This window comes from Shewanella sp. SACH (assembly GCF_001887095.2).
Taxonomy (GTDB): domain Bacteria; phylum Pseudomonadota; class Gammaproteobacteria; order Enterobacterales; family Shewanellaceae; genus Shewanella; species Shewanella baltica.
The window spans coordinates 1,653,351-1,672,749 of the sequence record NZ_MPDG02000001.1; the positions used below are offsets into that span (position 1 = coordinate 1,653,351).

The 19,399-nt window shown below is 46.0% G+C and carries 18 protein-coding genes; 4 read left to right on the forward strand and 14 right to left on the reverse strand.

Annotated elements, in window-relative coordinates; all coding sequences use genetic code 11:
* The first annotated feature begins 41 nt into the window (after window positions 1-41).
* Window positions 42-1,304, forward strand: a complete 1,263-nt coding sequence (locus BM607_RS07125; protein ID WP_006081967.1) for an HD-GYP domain-containing protein — start codon at window positions 42-44, stop codon at window positions 1,302-1,304.
* Between the two features lie 190 nt (window positions 1,305-1,494).
* Here BM607_RS07125 and corA read toward each other — a convergent pair whose 3' ends face one another.
* The 4 genes from corA to cobB form a co-directional block, all read right to left on the reverse strand.
* A complete protein-coding gene (gene corA / locus BM607_RS07130; protein WP_006081968.1) occupies window positions 1,495-2,442 on the reverse strand; it encodes a magnesium/cobalt transporter CorA in 948 nt (315 codons plus the stop codon).
* Window positions 2,443-2,568: 126 nt separating this feature from the next.
* Window positions 2,569-2,940, reverse strand: coding sequence for a hypothetical protein (locus tag BM607_RS07135; protein ID WP_071939352.1), 372 nt, complete (start codon window positions 2,938-2,940; stop codon window positions 2,569-2,571).
* A gap of 372 nt (window positions 2,941-3,312) precedes the next feature.
* Window positions 3,313-3,762, reverse strand: coding sequence for an ATP-binding protein (locus tag BM607_RS07140; protein ID WP_071939351.1), 450 nt, complete (start codon window positions 3,760-3,762; stop codon window positions 3,313-3,315).
* The gene (cobB, locus tag BM607_RS07145; RefSeq protein ID WP_071939350.1) at window positions 3,759-4,490 is read right to left on the reverse strand and encodes a Sir2 family NAD+-dependent deacetylase; all 732 of its coding nucleotides are present in this window, start codon (window positions 4,488-4,490) and stop codon (window positions 3,759-3,761) included. Before cobB ends, BM607_RS07140 begins: the two co-directional genes overlap by 4 nt.
* A gap of 257 nt (window positions 4,491-4,747) precedes the next feature.
* On the opposite strand from cobB, the gene fur reads away from it, so the two are divergent.
* Window positions 4,748-5,179 carry a ferric iron uptake transcriptional regulator gene (gene fur / locus BM607_RS07150; RefSeq protein WP_006081972.1) on the forward strand — a complete coding sequence of 144 codons (432 nt, stop codon included), beginning with the start codon at window positions 4,748-4,750 and terminating at the stop codon, window positions 5,177-5,179.
* Window positions 5,180-5,260: 81 nt separating this feature from the next.
* Here the strand turns inward: fur and BM607_RS07155 are convergent, their stop codons facing one another.
* The 10 genes from BM607_RS07155 to sdhC all read right to left on the reverse strand — a co-directional run bounded on the left by BM607_RS07155 (window position 5,261) and on the right by sdhC (window position 16,334).
* Window positions 5,261-5,758, reverse strand: coding sequence for a GNAT family N-acetyltransferase (locus tag BM607_RS07155; protein WP_006081973.1), 498 nt, complete (start codon window positions 5,756-5,758; stop codon window positions 5,261-5,263).
* A 109-nt stretch (window positions 5,759-5,867) separates the two neighbouring features.
* Complete coding sequence (gene rnk, locus BM607_RS07160; protein WP_006081974.1) at window positions 5,868-6,275, reverse strand: nucleoside diphosphate kinase regulator; 408 nt, start codon at window positions 6,273-6,275, stop codon at window positions 5,868-5,870.
* Between the two features lie 424 nt (window positions 6,276-6,699).
* Window positions 6,700-7,572, reverse strand: a complete 873-nt coding sequence (gene sucD / locus BM607_RS07165) for a succinate--CoA ligase subunit alpha (RefSeq protein WP_006081975.1) — start codon at window positions 7,570-7,572, stop codon at window positions 6,700-6,702.
* Complete coding sequence (sucC, locus tag BM607_RS07170) at window positions 7,572-8,738, reverse strand: ADP-forming succinate--CoA ligase subunit beta (RefSeq protein ID WP_006081976.1); 1,167 nt, start codon at window positions 8,736-8,738, stop codon at window positions 7,572-7,574. The genes sucD and sucC overlap by 1 nt, the downstream gene beginning before the upstream one ends.
* A gap of 105 nt (window positions 8,739-8,843) precedes the next feature.
* Entirely contained in the window at window positions 8,844-10,034 is a 1,191-nt protein-coding gene (gene odhB / locus BM607_RS07175) for a 2-oxoglutarate dehydrogenase complex dihydrolipoyllysine-residue succinyltransferase (protein ID WP_006081977.1), read from the reverse strand.
* A gap of 31 nt (window positions 10,035-10,065) precedes the next feature.
* Window positions 10,066-12,897 carry a 2-oxoglutarate dehydrogenase E1 component gene (locus BM607_RS07180; RefSeq protein ID WP_006081978.1) on the reverse strand — a complete coding sequence of 944 codons (2,832 nt, stop codon included), beginning with the start codon at window positions 12,895-12,897 and terminating at the stop codon, window positions 10,066-10,068.
* A gap of 214 nt (window positions 12,898-13,111) precedes the next feature.
* Window positions 13,112-13,819 carry a succinate dehydrogenase iron-sulfur subunit gene (locus tag BM607_RS07185; RefSeq protein WP_028759701.1) on the reverse strand — a complete coding sequence of 236 codons (708 nt, stop codon included), beginning with the start codon at window positions 13,817-13,819 and terminating at the stop codon, window positions 13,112-13,114.
* Between the two features lie 11 nt (window positions 13,820-13,830).
* The gene (gene sdhA / locus BM607_RS07190; RefSeq protein ID WP_063884037.1) at window positions 13,831-15,597 is read right to left on the reverse strand and encodes a succinate dehydrogenase flavoprotein subunit; all 1,767 of its coding nucleotides are present in this window, start codon (window positions 15,595-15,597) and stop codon (window positions 13,831-13,833) included.
* Window positions 15,598-15,945, reverse strand: a complete 348-nt coding sequence (gene sdhD / locus BM607_RS07195) for a succinate dehydrogenase, hydrophobic membrane anchor protein (RefSeq protein WP_071939349.1) — start codon at window positions 15,943-15,945, stop codon at window positions 15,598-15,600.
* Window positions 15,939-16,334, reverse strand: coding sequence for a succinate dehydrogenase cytochrome b556 subunit (gene sdhC / locus BM607_RS07200; protein WP_006081982.1), 396 nt, complete (start codon window positions 16,332-16,334; stop codon window positions 15,939-15,941). Before sdhC ends, sdhD begins: the two co-directional genes overlap by 7 nt.
* A gap of 415 nt (window positions 16,335-16,749) precedes the next feature.
* Here sdhC and BM607_RS07205 point away from each other — a divergent pair, with 415 nt between their 5' ends.
* Together BM607_RS07205 and BM607_RS07210 are read left to right on the forward strand one after the other, a co-directional pair.
* On the forward strand, window positions 16,750-18,036 hold the full coding sequence (locus BM607_RS07205) for a citrate synthase (RefSeq protein WP_071939348.1): 1,287 nt from the start codon (window positions 16,750-16,752) through the stop codon (window positions 18,034-18,036).
* A 298-nt stretch (window positions 18,037-18,334) separates the two neighbouring features.
* Complete coding sequence (locus BM607_RS07210) at window positions 18,335-19,399, forward strand: efflux RND transporter periplasmic adaptor subunit (RefSeq protein ID WP_006081984.1); 1,065 nt, start codon at window positions 18,335-18,337, stop codon at window positions 19,397-19,399.

Below are 19,399 nucleotides of genomic sequence, written 5' to 3' on the forward strand. Positions count from 1 at the left end.
GAGATAAAATAACCCACATTAGGCTTCACGATAACAAGAATATGAAAAAAAGCTGTAAAGTCTCAGTCCATCAACTTCAAGTCGGCAACTTTGTGCGTTTGCCCGTGGCTTGGAAAGATCATCCCTTTCTATTCAGTAGCTTTCATATTAAACAAGCTGCGCAAATCGAGTTGATTAAAAATCTGGGCATCGAACATGTCATCGTCGATTTAGAGCGCAGTGACGTCGCCCCGATACATGCAGATGCGGTCAACCCAATCAAACTGCCGCCAAGTGCTGAGATCAATGTGCTTAAAAACGACATGGATCAGTACAAAGCTGAACAAATCGAAGTGCAAAAGAAATTACGTCGCGACATTCATAAAACCGAGCAAAACTTTACCCGCTCGGTCGCCATGATGCGCAGCCTCATTTCTAAGCTGCGTAATCGCCCCTTAAATGCAGTCGATGACGCTAAAGATTTGGTCCATACCATAGTCGAGCAGCTGCTCAACTCAGATAACTTAGTGCTGCACTTAATGAGCGATGCTAAGCAGGATGAAAGCATTTATTACCATTCTTTAAACGTCGCGATTCTTTCTATGTTGATCGCCAAAGAACTCGAATGGGATAGAAGTGAGATTGAAACAGTGGGTCTCAGTGCCCTATTCCACGACGTGGGTAAATTAAAAGTCCCGCCACAAATTCTTAAAAAATCGACCCCTTGGTCGGCGCCAGAGCTTAATTTCATCAAGCAGCATCCGTTACTTGGGATAGAACTGCTCAAATTAGCCGATAATTTCCCCCAAGCGGCCTTGGCTCCCATCACCAATCACCACGAGTGTCTCGATGGCAGTGGTTATCCCAAAGGCTTAAAGGAAGAGGCCTTAGACAAAGTATCGCAATTGATTGCGGTAGTGAACGAATATGATTCCCTGTGTTACCCAAGCCAACAGGGCAAAGCCAGAATGCCCTATGCCGCTCTGGGGCATTTGTACAAGCAATACAAGACTAAGCTCAATCAAGAATATATTGGCAAGATGATCAAGATGTTAGGCATTTATCCTCCTGGCAGTGTGGTGGAATTATCCAGCGGTCAATATGCCATGGTGATGTCGGTTAACTTAAGCAAACTGTTATGCCCTAAGATATTGGTTTACGATGCGTTAGTCCCTAAAGATCAAGCGCCTATCGTTGATTTAGAGATTGAAGGGATCAGCATAGTGCGCTGCTTACCGCCTGCGGCGCTTCCCGAAAAGGTCCACGAGTACCTGAATCCCCGCGAACGAGTAAGTTACTACTTTGGCGGTGATAGTCGTAAATAGCTGATTAGTTAACCGGCATAGCGATTCATGCCTAACGGATTTCACGCATTAATTCAAAGTCATCGAGTCAAACTCGTTGGTGAAAGTCATTGAATGAACGTGGTTAAATGGCACTGATAAAAATAAGGGTCGAATATTGCATTCGACCCTTATTTTTTAATTTGAGAAACCAACGCTACTAGCGCATGACTTATAACCAATGCTTGCGCTTAAAGAAGAAGTAAGTACCGGCGGCACTGGCTAACATCATCACAATCGCCATCGGGTAACCGTATTGCCACTCAAGCTCAGGCATACTGGTAAAGTTCATCCCATAACTACTGGCAATCAAGGTCGGCGGCAGAAACACCACTGCGGCAACCGAGAATATTTTAATGATTTTGTTCTGTTGCAGACCACTGAAACCCATGGCCGCATCAAGCAAAAAGTTTAACTTATCGAAAATAAACTGACTGTGGGGCATCAGCGACTCGATATCCGACAACATTTCCCGCAAGTCCTTCAAGTGCTCATCGGATAGCTGGCCACGATAGTAACGCTGCATATAACGCAGTGAACGCTGGGTATCGAGCAAACTCAAACGGATTTTACCATTGGAGTCCTCTTGCAGAGTAATAAGCTTAAATACATCATCAAGCTCATCGTTATCAAATACTTGCTCACCGACATTTTCGAGAACTGTGTAAACGTCTTCGATTAAGTCAGACAGATAATCCACTTTCAGATTAAATAATTCGAGAAACAGTTCCTGCGGCGTCGACACATCTAACCGGCCCAAACGTAAATAGTTACGCAGCAAGCGGATAAGACCCACGTCTTCTTCACGGATTGTCAGTAAAAAATTGGTGCGAAGGTTGAAGGACACGTTAACGCCACGCACATCTTGGCCGACACGCTGGGGGAATAACGAATTGATATGCAGGCCATCGCTGTTTTGATAAAAACGTGCAGAGGCCTCAATTTCATTGATATCTTCTTCGTCAGGCACTTCTTCAACAGAAAAATGACTTAACCATTCTCGCTCCGAATCATCGGGTTTATACAGATCTAACCAAATGGTCGATGCGGGAATACTGTCCAGTATGCCGAGCTCTGTCACGGTAAGGTGACGATTTTCATACACATAAGCAGTAATCATTTGTCCTCCTGAAAAAAACTTAAGTTAACGATCCCACTTAAGTGCAGGCTAAAAAATTGTCGCTAGTTTACCGCATAAGTTGGCAATGAAAAGGCGCGAAAGATAATTTAGTAAAATAAATATGCCTTAATCGGTCTCGATGATTGCCAGCCGTTCTTGGGTCGAAAAGCGAATATGGATGCCATCGAGCGTCACCATTTTCGAATCTGAAATATCGCCTTTGCGCACGCGATACTCGCCGTTATTGTCGGCATTGGGTGACACGATTCTTACCGTGACTATTTTGTGCTGATCGCGCCAATACCAAACACTATAACTGAGCACGCTCAGTCCGAGCACCACAAACACGCCTGTGAGTAAATAACGACGCCACATGGGTTCATTTAAACGTTTAGTGCTGATATTCGCGGCCTGAGGCACAATTTGTCGCTGGCGCTTCATCAGCAAAAACCAAGCGCCAGCAATGACTAAGACTGTCAGTAAAATTTTAGTGAGCATGGCCCCTTCCTTTGATGTACTTAGCCTGCGCGCAATAATTCATATAATGCCAACTACAATCGAGCATTAACTCGTCAATGCCACACATAAGTTCGCGCATTATACATTTACCATCATACGCTGACTTAAGTGGATAAACTGTCTTTAGGATCAAGCTTAAGGCTCATGGTCAAAGAGATAAGGAAAATGGTGAGTGACATTATGCAAAAGCAATGGTTTGAAACAGCGTACAACAGCCTTGTTACAGGACAAAAATGACTAGACGAAAAGTGACAGGGCGAAAACATCGCAGGGCAAAGGTAAAGTAAAGGGCCTAATCAGATTTACTGCGACAAAAGCGTCACAGTACTTATGATGACTAAGCGCCTTATTTTAAAAATCCTCAAATACCTTTGCCATACGTTGAATTTGCGCCAAAGGCACGCCATGACGATTACGTTTTGCGCATTCCAACTGATGGGCAGGATTGCTCGGTTCGCCTATCAGCATAATTCGGACTTGATAACCTAAGGCTTTTGCCGCCGCTTCATAGGCCATGTATTCCCAGCGGCACAGATTAGTGTTATCGCAAATCACCACGGGCTCGCCTGAAGACAGCGCCTGAATAAACCCCGCCAAATTACATTGATGGTACTCAGGTAACTTCTTGGCATCGAAGCGGTATTCATCTTGGTGATAGAAAAAGCTATCGGTCGAAAATACGCCGCGTTGGCGCACGCCAATGGCTTGTTCTAAAGGAAGGGAAAGAATATAAGTTTCAACCCAATGTGACTTACCACTGCCCGGTAAACCACGCATAATTATCGCGATTTTATCACTCATGTGTTCGACTCACAGCCAATCACTCGGCCCGCTAAAATAGTCTCGACCAACTGAGGCACTAACTCCCCCGCTTTGCCCGTCAAATGATACTGGAACTGACTGTGTCTATCGGGTGCCATCATATTTACTTCAACCGTTTGCGCGCCGTGATGGTTAGCGGTATCCACAAAGCCTGCGGCAGGATACACAGTGCCAGAGGTGCCAATGGCAATAAACAAGTCGCAGTTATCCAGCGCATCGTGGATACGGTCCATCCCTAAGGGCATTTCGCCAAACCACACCACATGGGGGCGTAAACGCTGGGCAGGAATACAGCAGGTACAACAATTATCAACACCAAAAGGCTCACGCAGAATAAAGGTCTGACGTGAGCGCGGGCAGCGACCTTTGGATAGCTCGCCATGCATGTGTAGCAATCGACGTGAACCCGCACGCTCATGCAAATCATCAATATTCTGGGTCACGATCAATAACTGGCCTTGAAATTCTGCCTCTAACTTTGCCAAGGCAAGGTGCGCCGCATTGGGCTCAACTGTGCCACTGTGCAATTGCTGCCAACGGCTATTGTAAAAGCGTTCCACCAGCTCAGCATCACGTTCATACCCTTCTGGCGTAGCCACGTCTTCAATATGATGTTCTTCCCACAGACCATCTTGATCGCGAAAGGTGCGTAATCCCGACTCAGCAGAGATCCCTGCGCCGGTTAACACCACAATTTGCTGGTACATGCCGATTCCTTATTATTTTATTTATTTGAATTATTCTCACTGACTTTGACGGTCGTGAATATTATTCCTTGGTATAACCATACAAAAACTATGCTTGAATTGCTGTAAAATATTGTGATTTAACGCCTATTGACACAATTTATCTGCATATCGCCCCATAAAGCCAGAACAAAGGTTTAAGTTTTCAACCTGAGCCCCTATAATGGCAAACACTATCCACGGATGAACCTATTGGTTCTGCAATCAAGAGATTAGCAATGACAGATGGAAATCAAGCGCTAAAAAAAGCGGGTTTGAAAATTACCCTGCCACGAGTCAAGATCCTAGAACTGATGCAAGGGCCTGAAAACCAACATATCAGCGCAGAAGATTTGTACAAGAAGCTGCTCGATTTGGGTGAAGAAATTGGTCTAGCCACCGTCTACCGTGTGTTAAACCAATTTGATGATGCAGGTATCGTCAGTCGTCACCATTTTGAAAGCGGTAAAGCCGTTTTCGAACTCTCGACTCAGCATCATCATGATCACTTAGTTTGCCTATCATGTGGCAAAGTAATTGAATTTTCTGACGATATGATTGAACGTCGTCAAGATGAAATTGCCATGAAACACAACATTAAGCTGACTAATCACAGCCTATATTTGTATGGCACTTGCACCAATGATACCTGTGAGCATAACGACGCTTAGTCGACTTCAGCTTTCATCAGCGTGACACAAAAAACCAGCCTGAGGCTGGTTTTTTATTGGGTGATGTGAACAGGCAAACCGCTATAACACCTTGGCGTAGATATTCACTTTATGTCCCATAAACTCATTTTGCTCACGCCAGTGCATGCCTACGCGCTTAGCCACGCCTTCGGAGCCTAGATTCCCTTCTAAGATAAGTGCAATCGTCTGCTCAATCCCAAAGCGCTTAAATTCGGCTAATGCAGCAGATGCTGCCTCAGTGCCAATCCCTGTGCCCCAATACTCTGGGAAATAACGATAACCTAACTCGACTTCATTAAATTCTGGAATGAATTTAGGACCACAAAATCCGATCACACGCTTGTCGGCTTTGTGTTCTACCGCCCAACGGCCAAAACCATGTTGCTGATAATCGCCTTGGATCACCTGGTGAAATAACTCAACCGCCTGCTCTCGAGACGTAAAAGCGGCAGAGGGAATGTATTTCAGCATCGCCGGATTACTGTTCATCAAATACAGGGCTTCACAATCTTGCTCGGTAAATGGCCGAATAATTAACCGTTCAGTTTGGGTTATCATCTTTACTCCTTCAAAAATGGATCGCTTGATGCATCAGCCAATCGTTAGCATGGTCATCATTGGCGTAAGGTCAACGACACTACGCCAGTGTATGTCCAATATATAAATCTTAACGGTGGAAGTCACCGCTGCGCTCAGGCTGATACAGGATTTCTTCAATACGCACTTTTACCATGGAACCACCAGGGCCTGGCCATTCAATCTCATCGCCTTGGGACAGCCCTAATAATGCGCTCCCCACTGGCGCCAAAATTGAAATCGTGCCCGCGCCGTTTACGTCTTTTGGATACACTAACCGTAAACAGAAGGTCTCATTACTGGATGAAACGCTAAATTTCACTTCCGAATTCATGGTCACCACATTCGCTGGCATCTGCGACGCAGGTACGATATCGGCTCTGTCTAATTCAGCCTCCAATGCCGCTTTGCCCGGAAACGCATTTGCCGGCAGTGACTCTAATAATCGCTCTAGTCTTTCTAAGTCGATTTCCGAAATAATGATTTTAGGTGTTTTCACAGTCTTTTCCTCGTAAAGAAACGTGATGTTCAAGCCATTACTGTGGCGAACATCGACTCAGTGGCTTACCCTCCCCCAATGCGGTAAGCCCCATAATACAAATACGCTCGCAGCGAAAGGCTGCAACCGTGTGATATAAATTTGAATTCAAGATATTTTGCAGAAACAGCACTGAAGCCATAAGCACTTGGCTCATGGTTAATGGCTCTACTCACGCTATGCTCGCCCATGGTACAGGCGACTGCCGAGCAGAGAAGCATCAATCTAACCCGTAGAAGAAAAAATATCTAGTCTTCATGGTGTTAGCTCAATCCCATTCCTATCATTTACTGTGTTTCGCAGCTTATACCTATCACAATCCGATTAGTATTTTACAGCCAATAAAAAAGGCGCCTTAGGCGCCTTTTATCATCGTGAGGTTAGCTTACCAACCTGTACGAATACGCAGCGCTTTGCCGATATCAGCTAGCGAGCGGACAGTCGTCACGCCAGCTGCTTCTAATGCAGCAAATTTGTCTTCTGCAGTACCTTTACCGCCAGCGATAATCGCGCCAGCGTGGCCCATACGCTTACCAGCAGGTGCAGTTACACCAGCAATGTAAGACACAACAGGCTTAGTTACGTGTGCTTTGATGTAAGCAGCCGCATCTTCTTCAGCGTTACCACCGATTTCACCGATCATCACGATCGCTTCAGTCTGTGGATCGTTTTGGAACATTTCCAATACGTCGATGAAGTTAGTTCCTGGAATTGGGTCACCACCGATACCTACGCAAGTAGATTGGCCGAAACCTTCATCAGTAGTTTGCTTAACCGCTTCATAGGTCAGAGTACCTGAACGAGAAACGATACCCACTTTGCCTTTTAAGTGGATGTGACCTGGCATGATGCCGATCTTACATTCACCTGGGGTGATAACACCTGGGCAGTTAGGGCCGATCATGCGAACGCCAGTTTCTTCAAGCTTCACTTTAACTTGCAGCATGTCCAGTGTAGGAATGCCTTCAGTGATACAAACGATAAGCTCAATGCCACCGTCGATAGCTTCAAGAATGGCATCTTTACAGAAAGGAGCCGGTACATAGATCACAGAAGCAGTCGCGCCAGTCGCAGCAACGGCGTCTTTCACAGTGTTAAACACTGGCAGACCTAAGTGAGTTTGACCGCCTTTACCAGGAGACACACCGCCCACCATTTGCGTACCGTAATCGATAGCTTGTTGTGAGTGGAATGTACCTTGACCGCCAGTGAAACCTTGGCAAATTACCTTGGTATCTTTATTGATTAAGACAGACATTATTTGCCCTCCGCAGCTTTAACAACTTGCTCAGCCGCGTCAGTCAGACTGGTAGCTGCAATGATATCAAGACCTGATTTAGCTAATACTTCACGGCCAAGTTCAGCGTTAGTACCTTCTAAACGAACCACAACTGGTACTTTAACGCCCACTTCTTTAACCGCGCCGATGATACCTTCTGCGATCATGTCACAACGTACGATACCGCCGAAAATGTTAACCAGAACCGCTTTCACATTGCTGTCAGACAGAATGATTTTGAAAGCTTCTGCTACACGTTCTTTAGTCGCGCCGCCGCCTACGTCTAGGAAGTTCGCTGGCTTGCCACCGTGCAAGTTAACGATATCCATAGTACCCATAGCCAGACCAGCACCGTTCACCATACAGCCAACGTTACCGTCTAATGCTACGTAGTTCAGTTCGAACTTAGCAGCGTGAGCTTCGCGGGCATCATCCTGTGATGGATCGTGCATGCCTTTGATTTTTGGTTGACGGTAAAGTGCATTACCGTCGATACCGATTTTACCGTCTAGGCAGTGTAGGTTGCCTTCAGTGGTAATAACCAGTGGGTTAATTTCAAGCAATGCGAAATCATGATCAACGAACATAGTCGCCAGACCCATGAAAATCTTAGTGAACTGCTTCATTTGAGTTGGGTTTAAACCTAACTTGAAGCCAAGATCACGTGCTTGATAACCTTGTGGACCAGTCAAAGGATCTATGATTGCAGTGTGGATGAGTTCTGGCGTTTCTTCTGCCACTTTCTCAATTTCAACACCACCTTCAGTCGACGCCATGAACACGACGCGACGAGTCGCGCGGTCAACAACGGCACCTAGGTACAGTTCGTTAGCGATGTCGGTGCAGCTTTCTACTAAAATTTTAGCAACTGGCTGACCTTTCTCATCAGTTTGATAAGTCACCAGATTTTTGCCTAACCAGTGTTCGGCAAAGGCTCTGATTTCTTCTTTATCGCCAGTGACTTTAACGCCACCCGCTTTACCGCGGCCGCCTGCGTGTACTTGACACTTAACAACCCATAAATTTCCGCCAATATGGCCTGCCGCTTCTACAGCTTCTTGGGCTGTATCACATGCAAAACCTTCTGACACTGGTAAACCATATTCGGCAAATAAGGATTTTGCCTGATACTCATGCAAATTCATGATGATCTATCCGTATACTTCTAATCAAATCCAACTGGCCCGTTTGGGCCAGTCACGAGGGTATGTCTGGCTATTTCTTTAAGCGCAAACTCTTAGCGAGTTGGCTTATAGATCAAGCAGCAGACGAGTTGGGTCTTCTAGGAAGTCTTTAATCGCCACCAAGAAACCAACAGACTCACGGCCATCAACAATACGATGGTCATATGAGAGTGCCAGGTACATCATGGGCAGGATTTCAACCTGACCATTGACTGCCATAGGGCGATCTTTAATGGCATGCATGCCTAAAATCGCGCTTTGTGGCAGGTTAAGAATCGGTGTAGACATCAGTGAACCGAAAACGCCACCGTTAGTCACAGTGAAGTTACCGCCAGTCATATCAGCCACAGTCAGCTTACCGTCACGGCCTTTAAGGGCTAAGTCACGGACAGCTTTTTCGATTTCAGCTAAGTTCATGGTATCAGTGTCACGTAACACTGGTGTTACCAGACCACGTGGCGTTGATACTGCGATGCTGATGTCGAAGTAGTTGTGATAAACGATATCATCGCCATCAATAGACGCGTTGACTTCTGGGAAACGTTTCAGCGCTTCAGTCACAGCTTTGATGTAGAAAGACATAAAGCCTAAACGGATACCGTGGCGCTTTTCAAAGATATCTTGGTATTGCTTACGGATATCCATGATTGGCTTCATGTTCACTTCGTTAAACGTGGTGAGCATAGCGGTAGAGTTTTTCGCTTCTAACAAGCGGTTAGCGATTGTCTTACGCAGACGTGTCATTGGCACGCGCTTCTCGCTACGGCCAGCCGCTAATGGAGCCACAGCAGGTGCTGCTGGCGCCGCTGCTTTAGGCGCAGACTTAACGAAAGCTTCAACATCTTCTTTAGTAATACGACCACCCACACCTGTGCCTTTTACTTTGCTGGCATCAACATTGTGCTCAGCCAGTAAACGGCGTACAGATGGGCTTAACGCATCACTGCTTTCATCGCTGGTTTCAGCTGCAGGCGTAGCCGCTTCAGCTTGCGCTTTAGTGACTTCTTTGCCCGATACAGCACCGGCGATGAATTTAGCGATCACTTGTTCACCCAGAACAGTGGCGCCTTCTTCAAACAAAAACTCGCCAATGTGGCCATCTTCTGGCGCAACCACTTCAAGAACCACTTTATCGGTTTCAATATCAACCAGGTTTTGATCACGAGAAACTTGCTCGCCCACTTTCACATGCCAAGTGGCAATCGTGGCATCGGCAACAGATTCTGGTAGTACGGGTACCTTGATTTCGATACTCATGAAAAACTATCCTTTTATAAAATGTCTATTACTACAGTGTGATTGTAAGTTTCAGGGCACTGTTCACTAAAGATTCTTGCTGATGTGCGTGCAACTCAGGGTAACCACATGCTGGCGCAGCTGACGCTTCACGACCGGCATAAGTTAACTGTGCACCTGCAGGAACCGCGGCCCAGAAATGGTGTTGACTAGAGTACCAAGCACCTTGGTTCTGTGGCTCTTCCTGACACCAAACAAAATCTTTAACATGTTGGTAATCAGCCAAAGCAACGATCATTTCATCATGTGGGAACGGATATAACTGTTCGACACGGATTAACGCTACGTTAGTGATATTTTCTCTACGACGTTTTTCCAGTAGCTCGAAGTACACTTTGCCACTACAGAAGACAACGCGGTCAACCTTGCTCGCTTCCAACGTATCGATTTCACCGATCACGTTTTGGAAACTACCACTGGCTAAATCGTCCAAGCTTGAAACCGCTAATGGATGACGTAGCAATGATTTAGGCGACATAACGATGAGTGGTCGACGCATAGGACGCACCACTTGACGGCGCAACATATGGTAAACCTGTGCCGGCGTAGATGGCACACACACTTGCATGTTGTGGTTAGCACACATTTGCAAGAAACGCTCTAAACGGGCGCTTGAATGCTCAGGGCCTTGACCTTCATAGCCATGGGGTAACAGCATAGTCAGACCACATAAACGGCCCCACTTCTGCTCACCCGATGACAAGAACTGGTCGATAACCACTTGGGCACAGTTAGCAAAGTCACCAAACTGCGCTTCCCAAATGGTCAGGCCGCCGGGTTCTGCTGTCGCATAACCATACTCAAAGGCCAGCACTGAGGCTTCAGATAATACTGAGTCAGTAATATCAACTGGGCCTTGCTCATCGGCGATGTTGCGCAGTGGCATGTAAGTCGTGCCATCGTTTTGATTGTGCAATACCGCATGACGATGGAAGAAAGTGCCACGGCCAGAATCTTGACCTGTGATACGTACACGCTTGTTGTCTTCCAGAATCGAGGCATAAGCCAAGGTTTCTGCAAAGCCCCAATCGAGTGGCTTCTCGCCTTTCGCCATTGCTAAACGGTCGCTATAAATCTTAGCAACGCGTGATTGCAATGGATGGCTTTCAGGCACATAACTCATTTTGTCAGCAAGACTTTGTAAACGCTCAGCCGACATAGAGGCTTGATACGCTTCGTCCCACTCACGACCGATATACGGTGTCCAGTCAACAGAATGCAGCGTCATTGGGCGCCATTCTTTCACCACACAATCACCTTGATCTAATGCATCACGGTAATTATTGATAAGACCAGTCACATCATCAGCAGCCATCACGTTTTCAGCGATTAGCTTATCTGCATAAATCTTACGTGGCGTTGGGTGTTTCTTGATCTTGGCATACATCAGCGGCTGAGTTGCACTTGGCTCATCGGCTTCGTTATGGCCATGACGGCGATAACACACTAATTCAACCACCACATCACGTTTGAACTCGTTACGATAATCAACAGCTAACTGCGACACAAAAGCAACGGCTTCTGGATCATCAGAGTTAACGTGGAAAATCGGTGCCTGAACCATCTTAGCGATGTCAGTACAGTATTCAGTCGAACGAGTATCCGCATGGTTAGACGTCGTGAAACCCACTTGGTTGTTCACTACGATGCGAATGCTGCCGCCGACGGTAAAACCGCGAGTTTGAGACATGTTGAATGTCTCTTGTACTATCCCTTGACCCGCAATGGCAGAGTCACCGTGAATAGTAATAGGCATGACTTGTAAGCCATCCTTACAACCGCGACGGTCTTGACGGGCACGTACAGAACCAATCACCACAGGGTTAACGATTTCAAGGTGCGATGGGTTAAAGGCCAGTGCTAAATGCACATTGCCGCCCGGCGTTTCGAAATCAGAGGAGAAACCTTGGTGGTACTTAACGTCACCCGAACCGTGGGTATCAGCATGCTTACCCGCGAACTCGTCAAACAGTTCAGCAGGACGCTTACCTAATACGTTCACTAACACGTTCAGACGACCACGGTGAGCCATACCGACAACGATTTCTTTAGTACCCGCTTCACCTGCACGATAAATAATTTCGCGCATCATAGGCACTAACGCATCACCGCCTTCTAACGAGAAACGTTTCGCACCAGGGAATTTAGCACCTAAGTATTTTTCAATGCCTTCTGCGGCGTTTAAGCCTTCAAGAATGCGTGTCTTAACACTTTTATCGTAGTTAGCTTTACCTAAGGAAGGTTCGAGACGTTGTTGGATCCAGCGTTTCTCATCGGTATCGGTAATGTGCATATATTCAGCACCGATAGAACCACAGTAGGTGGCTTTCAGCGCTTTTACCAAATCCGCGAGCTTCATGGTTTCGCCACCATGAGCAAAAGAACCTGTATTAAACTCACGATCCATGTCTTCTTTAGTCAGGCCGTGAAAGGCAGGATCTAAATCAGCAACGGGTTCGCGTTTCCACAGTTCAAGCGGGTCAAGGTTAGCACCTTGGTGACCACGGAAACGATGGGCGTTAATTAACTGCAGGACTTTAACTTGCTTAGCATCCATTTCAGGATCCGTCACACGAGCAGAGCTCTTATGGCGTCCTTCTAACGCTAAACTGCGAAAATAATCACGTACTTTTGAGTGAGCAGCTTCAGGCGCATCAACAGAGGCACCGTTCACAGGAGGGAGATTATCAAATACCGCACGCCAATCATCAGCGACTGACTGTGGGTCTTCTTGATAGGCTTCATACATCTCTTCTACGTAGGTCGAATTTGCACCACTTAAGTGAGATGATTCGAGCCAGGCTTTCATGATGCCTTGGTGCATTTCTATTCCTTTCAAACTTTATACACGTGCTTAGCCATAGTATTAAATATGCAGTCTGTAGAGATTACCTTCGACGCATAATTTCTGCCGCCCCTAGATGTCCAGATATACGGCGCGTTGTCTTCCATTACATACGCAAAAGAGTCACCTTCTGCTACCAGAAAGTGACTCTTCAAGAGCTATATTATTATTGGTTTCAGCTCGGGTTCTCGCATTACACTGCTCGCTTCAACAGCATGGACTTAATATGACCAATTGCTTTAGTCGGATTAAGACCTTTTGGACAAACGTCAACGCAGTTCATGATGCCGTGGCAACGGAACACGCTATAGGCGTCGTCCAGCTCAGATAAACGTTCTTCTGTTGCTGTATCGCGACTGTCGATCAAGAAACGATATGCGTGAAGCAGACCGCTTGGACCGATAAACTTATCAGGATTCCACCAGAATGATGGGCAAGCCGTAGAACAACAGGCACACATGATACATTCGTACAGACCATCTAAATGAGCACGCTCTTCAGGTGATTGTAAGTGTTCACGAGCAGGTTGTTTCTCATCATTGATGAGGTAAGGCTTGATCTTCTCATACTGCTTATAGAACTGAGTTAAATCAACGACTAAGTCACGAACAACTGGCATACCTGGTAATGGACGTATTTCTAATTTCTTGCCTTTAAAGGTTGAAATTGGGGTAATACACGCCAGACCATTTTTACCATTCATGTTCACGCCGTCAGAACCACACACACCTTCACGGCATGAGCGACGGAATGACAGAGTCGGATCTTGCTCTTTCAACTTGATCAGTGCATCGAGCACCATCATGTCAGAGCCTTCAGCCACTTCTAAGCTGTAATCCTGCATATACGGTTTAGTATCTACGTCAGGATTGTAGCGATAAACTGCAAATGTCAATTTCATCTTTGCAACTCCTAGTAGGTACGTTTCTTCGGCGGGAATGCTTCACGTAACTTAGGTGCCATGTTCACTGCACGACGATCCATCGTTTCAGTCACAGGGTCAAATAAGCTGTGGCATAACCAGTTCTCATCATCACGCTCTAAATAATCTTCACGTGAGTGAGCACCGCGGCTTTCAGTACGGAAGTTAGCCGCATAAGCCGTTGCAATCGCCGTTGCCATTAAGTTATCTAACTCTAAGCATTCAATACGTTGAGTGTTGAATTCACGAGAGTTATCAGACAATTTAGCATTTGCAAGACGTTCGCGGATCACTTTCAACTGCTCTAAACCTTCAGCCATAGCATCGCCACGACGGAATACAGAGAAGTTTAATTGCATACACAGCTGCAGATCCTTACGGATTTGCGCTGGATCTTCGCCATCTTTATTGCTTTCCCAACGATTCAGACGGGCCAGAGATGCTTGAATATCCGCATCGCTTGCGTCTTTTGGATCGTCAGTCTCATCCAAAGCTTTACCTAAATGCTGACCCGCTGCGCGGCCAAAGACCACTAAGTCGAGCAATGAGTTACCACCTAAGCGGTTTGCACCGTGAACAGATACACAGGCAATCTCACCCACAGCGAACAGACCGATAACATCTTGTTCAGTGCCGTCTTCATTCTTACGAATAACTTGACCACTGACCTTAGTTGGCAGACCGCCCATCATGTAGTGACAGGTTGGTAATACTGGGATTGGACCATCGGCCGGATCGATATGGGCAAAGGTACGAGACAATTCACACACGCCTGGTAAACGTGCTTCTAATGTTTCTTTACCTAAGTGATCAAGCTTGAGTAAACAGTGTGGACCTAATGGACCGTCTAAACCACGACCTTCGCGGATTTCAGTCATCATTGAACGTGCTACCACGTCGCGTGATGCCAAATCTTTCGCGTTAGGGGCATAACGCTCCATGAAGCGCTCGCCGTCTTTGTTCAGCAGATAACCGCCTTCACCACGACAACCTTCAGTCACAAGTACACCCGCGCCGGCGATGCCAGTTGGGTGGAATTGCCACATTTCCATGTCTTGCATTTGCACGCCAGCACGCATTGCCATACCGACTCCGTCACCGGTGTTGATATGTGCGTTAGTGGTCGAAGCGTAAATACGCCCTGCTCCACCCGTCGCTAGAATCGTTGCTTTGGCTTTGAAATAAACGATATCGCCTGTTTCAATTTCAATCGCAGTACAACCCACAACGGCGCCATCATCGTTTTTAACGAGATCTAATGCATACCATTCTGAGAAGACTTGCGTCTTATGCTTAACGTTTTGTTGGTATAAACAGTGCAGCAAAGCATGACCAGTACGGTCGGCAGCTGCCGCAGTACGTGCAGCCTGCTCGCCACCAAAGTTCTTAGATTGACCACCAAACGGACGTTGGTAAATCGTGCCATTTTCGAAACGAGAGAAAGGCAAACCCATTTGCTCAAGTTCAATAACGGCTTCAGGACCGGTTTTACACATGAATTCAATCGCTTCTTGGTCACCGATAAAATCGGAACCTTTCACGGTATCGTACATATGCTGTTCCCAATGATCTTCATGGGCGTTACCTAACGCAACAGTGATACCACCCTGCGCAGATACAGTATGAGAACGAGTTGGGAATACTTTTGATAAAAGCGCACAGCTTTTACCTTCTTTGGAAATCTGCAGCGCTGCACGCATACCAGCGCCACCGGCACCGATCACTACAGCATCAAATTCGCGTACTGGAATACTCACTTAGACACCCCACACAATAACAATGCCGGCCGCTAAATAACAAAAAACGGTAACGACAAAGGTGAACTGTAAAACACCACGTAACGACGTGCACTTGACGTAATCTGTCAGCACTTGCCATACACCAATCCAAGCGTGTACTAATAATGCTACCAGCGCCAGAAGTGTAAACACTTTCATCGGCAGAGCGCTAAAAAGGCTTTGCCAGACGTCGTAGGTGAGAGGGGAACTACATGCAATAAAGCCAACCAAGAAAATGGTGTAACAGGCGAGGATCACTGCACTAGCGCGTAGTAGAATATAGTCATGAACACCACTGCGTCCAAAACTTGCTGCATTGGTTACCATACCCAAATCCCCGCTATGATTGAAAAGGCTACCGTTAAGGCAAATACAGCTTTCGCTGATGCGGCACCCGATGACAATTCTTCCCAACGACCGGTATCCATTACTAAGTGGCGCAGGCCACCGAACAAGTGATACGCCAGTGCAGTCATAATGCCCCACATGATGAACTTCATAACGAAGTTATCGAATAGAGATTGTACGCCAGCGAAACTTTCAGCTGATGCTAAAGATGAATTTAGCAACCAAATGAGAATGCCAACTGCGAACAGCATGATGACACCGGAAACACGGTGAAGAATTGACACAATCGCTGTTGCAGGAAAGCGAATGGTCTGCAGATCTAAATGGACAGGTCTTTGCTTTTTCACGTTCTGCTCACTCAGCTCCATTGAGCATTTTTTTTGTTATGTGAACCGCTTTTGTACAAACTTTAAACTGGGATGTGAATCACGGCAAAAGTAAACACAAAAGCAAAGTTTAAACAAACAGTTAACTATCTGAGCACGCACTCATTTAACATGTAAACAAAGGGTGCTTTATAATCGTTGTTTGCGGCCCTTATTGGGCGAGGCAAGTATACTCGCGGCAAATGTCAAATACAAACATCACAGAATGCAAATTATGTTTTTTTGACGATTTTTTACTGTAAGTGCCAGTTCCGCATGGGAAAGTAAAGGCATTTATACCATGGTCTAACAAATTAAAACGCTTATTTAAATTGAAATGTGATCTAGAATGGCTGTAAAGTAATGGCGGTTTGACATGCCGCACTCACAGATAAGAACTAAGTAAGGAGAACGGGGTATGGCTGATTTAAAAGCCAAATTAGAATTACCAGGGAACGACTCGATAGAATTGCCAGTAAAGCAGGGAACCGCTGGTTTTGACGTAATCGACATCAGTAAACTTGGCAGCAAAGGTTACTTCACTTTTGATCCAGGTTTTCTTGCGACTGCCTCCTGTGAATCTGCAATTACCTATATTGATGGTGATCTGGGTATATTGTTACACCGTGGCTATCCAATCGATCAACTCGCCGTTGACTCCGATTACCTAGACCTGTGTTATCTGCTGCTTTACGGTGAACTGCCGACAAAAGCGCAATATACTGAGTTTGTACATACAGTTAAAACCCACACTATGGTTCACGAGCAGCTAGCCTTCTTCTTTAGAGGTTTCCGTCGTGATGCTCATCCTATGGCCATGTTATGTGGTGTGACGGGTGCATTATCTGCATTTTACCAAGACTCTCTGGATGTTAACGATCCACGTCACCGCGAAATCGCCGCTTATCGCTTAGTCTCAAAAATGCCTACGATAGCAGCCATGTGCTACAAGTATTCTTCAGGCCAGCCATTCGTGTACCCACGTAATGACTTAAGCTATGCGGGCAACTTCTTAAGCATGATGTTTGCTGTGCCATGTGAAGAATACATCGTTAACCCTATCGTTGAACGTGCAATGGACAGGATCTTCATTTTACATGCTGATCATGAACAAAACGCATCGACTTCAACCGTACGTTTAGCTGGTTCTTCAGGTGCTAACCCATTTGCGTGTATCGCAGCGGGTATCGCGTCTCTTTGGGGCCCTGCACACGGCGGCGCTAACGAAGCCTGTTTGCAAATGTTAGAAGAAATCGGTTCAGTTGACCGCATTCCTGAATTCATTGAACGTGCTAAAGACAAGAACGATCCATTCCGTCTGATGGGCTTTGGACACCGTGTTTACAAAAACTTTGACCCACGTGCCAAAGTTATGCGTGAAACCTGTCACGAAGTGCTGAAAGAACTGAAAGTTAACGATCCACTATTGGATGTGGCAATGGAGCTTGAGCGCATTGCGCTTGAAGACGAATACTTCATTTCTAAGAAGCTGTATCCAAACGTCGACTTCTACTCTGGCATCATCATGAAAGCCATTGGTATTCCAACCAGTATGTTCACTGTGCTGTTCGCACTGGCACGTACTGTAGGCTGGATTGCACACTGGAAAGAAATGTTAGATCAACCAGGCCACAAAATCAGCCGTCCACGTCAGTTATACACTGGCGAAACTGCGCGTGATTTCGTCGCACAAGACAAACGCTAAGTCCCACGACTTACGCATTAAAAAGCGCCTAAGGGCGCTTTTTTCATATCAAAAAATCTCCTTTGACACTCCCCTTGTTAGACAAAATACATTGTTGCAATTGCCTACTTGCGTAACCGCTGTTAACCGCCTTTAGTTATTCTCATCACTTTTTAAACTTTTTAGCTACATTTAGTGGAATTCGCACATTAGCCTTAACTTAAATATGGCTTAACCATATGAAATTAAGCTATATTTAATATTGGCACGGTTTCTGCTATCAAATGGCATCACAATAAAGACAACAGGTAACACACTTATGGAAAAGTCAAACATTGCTAAATTCGCCCTACCCCTGCTAATGATTTCAATGCTAGCAGCCTGTGGTAAGGAAGAAGTGGCTAAAAAAGAAGAAAAATATGCCATTCCCGTCGAAACCACCACAGTGATGCAAGGAAACGTTTCATCTTTCTACAGCACAACAGCCACCTTAGAAGCACCTCAAGAAGCCAATGTCGTCAGCCGCATTTCAGGACTCATTGAATCATTGGCCGTTGAAGAAGGTGACCGCGTACAAAAGGGTCAAGTGCTCGCCGTTATCGATGCCAAAAGACAGCAATACGATTTAGACCGCTCGGAAGCCGAAGTTAAAATCATTGAGCAGGAATTGAATCGTCTGAAGAAAATGGGCAACAAAGAATTTATCAGCGCAGATTCGATGGCAAAACTTGAATATAACTTGCAAGCCGCCATCGCCAAGAAAGATCTTGCCGAGCTACAAGTCAGAGAAAGCCGCGTACTGTCCCCTATTAGCGGCGTCGTCGCTAAACGTTATGTGAAAGCAGGCAACATGGCGAAGGAATTTGGCGACTTGTTCTACATAGTCAATCAAGATGAACTCCACGGTATAGTCCATCTGCCAGAGCAACAACTTGCCAGCTTAAGACTCGGCCAAGAGGCACAAGTGTTCAGCAATCAACAAAGTAAAAATGCTATCCATGCCAAAGTGCTGCGGATAAGCCCGATTGTTGACCCACAAAGCGGCACGTTTAAAGTGACATTAGCCGTACCGAATCAAGAGGCGCGCCTAAAAGCAGGCATGTTTACCCGTGTTGAGCTTAAGTATGACACCCATGAAAACGTGATTACCGTTCCCTATAGCGCCCTGATTAATCAAGATAACAGGCAAGCTCTGTATGTTATCGATGGCACTAATGCTAATCGCCGTGAAGTCGAAATTGGCTACCGTGAAGGTGACTCTGTAGAAGTGATTGCAGGCATTAACCCAGGTGAACAAGTCGTGACCCGTGGCCAGCAAAACTTGAAAGACCAATCCTTAGTCGAAGTGATCACCCCACTCGATCTTGCTTCCGCTAAGAACTGA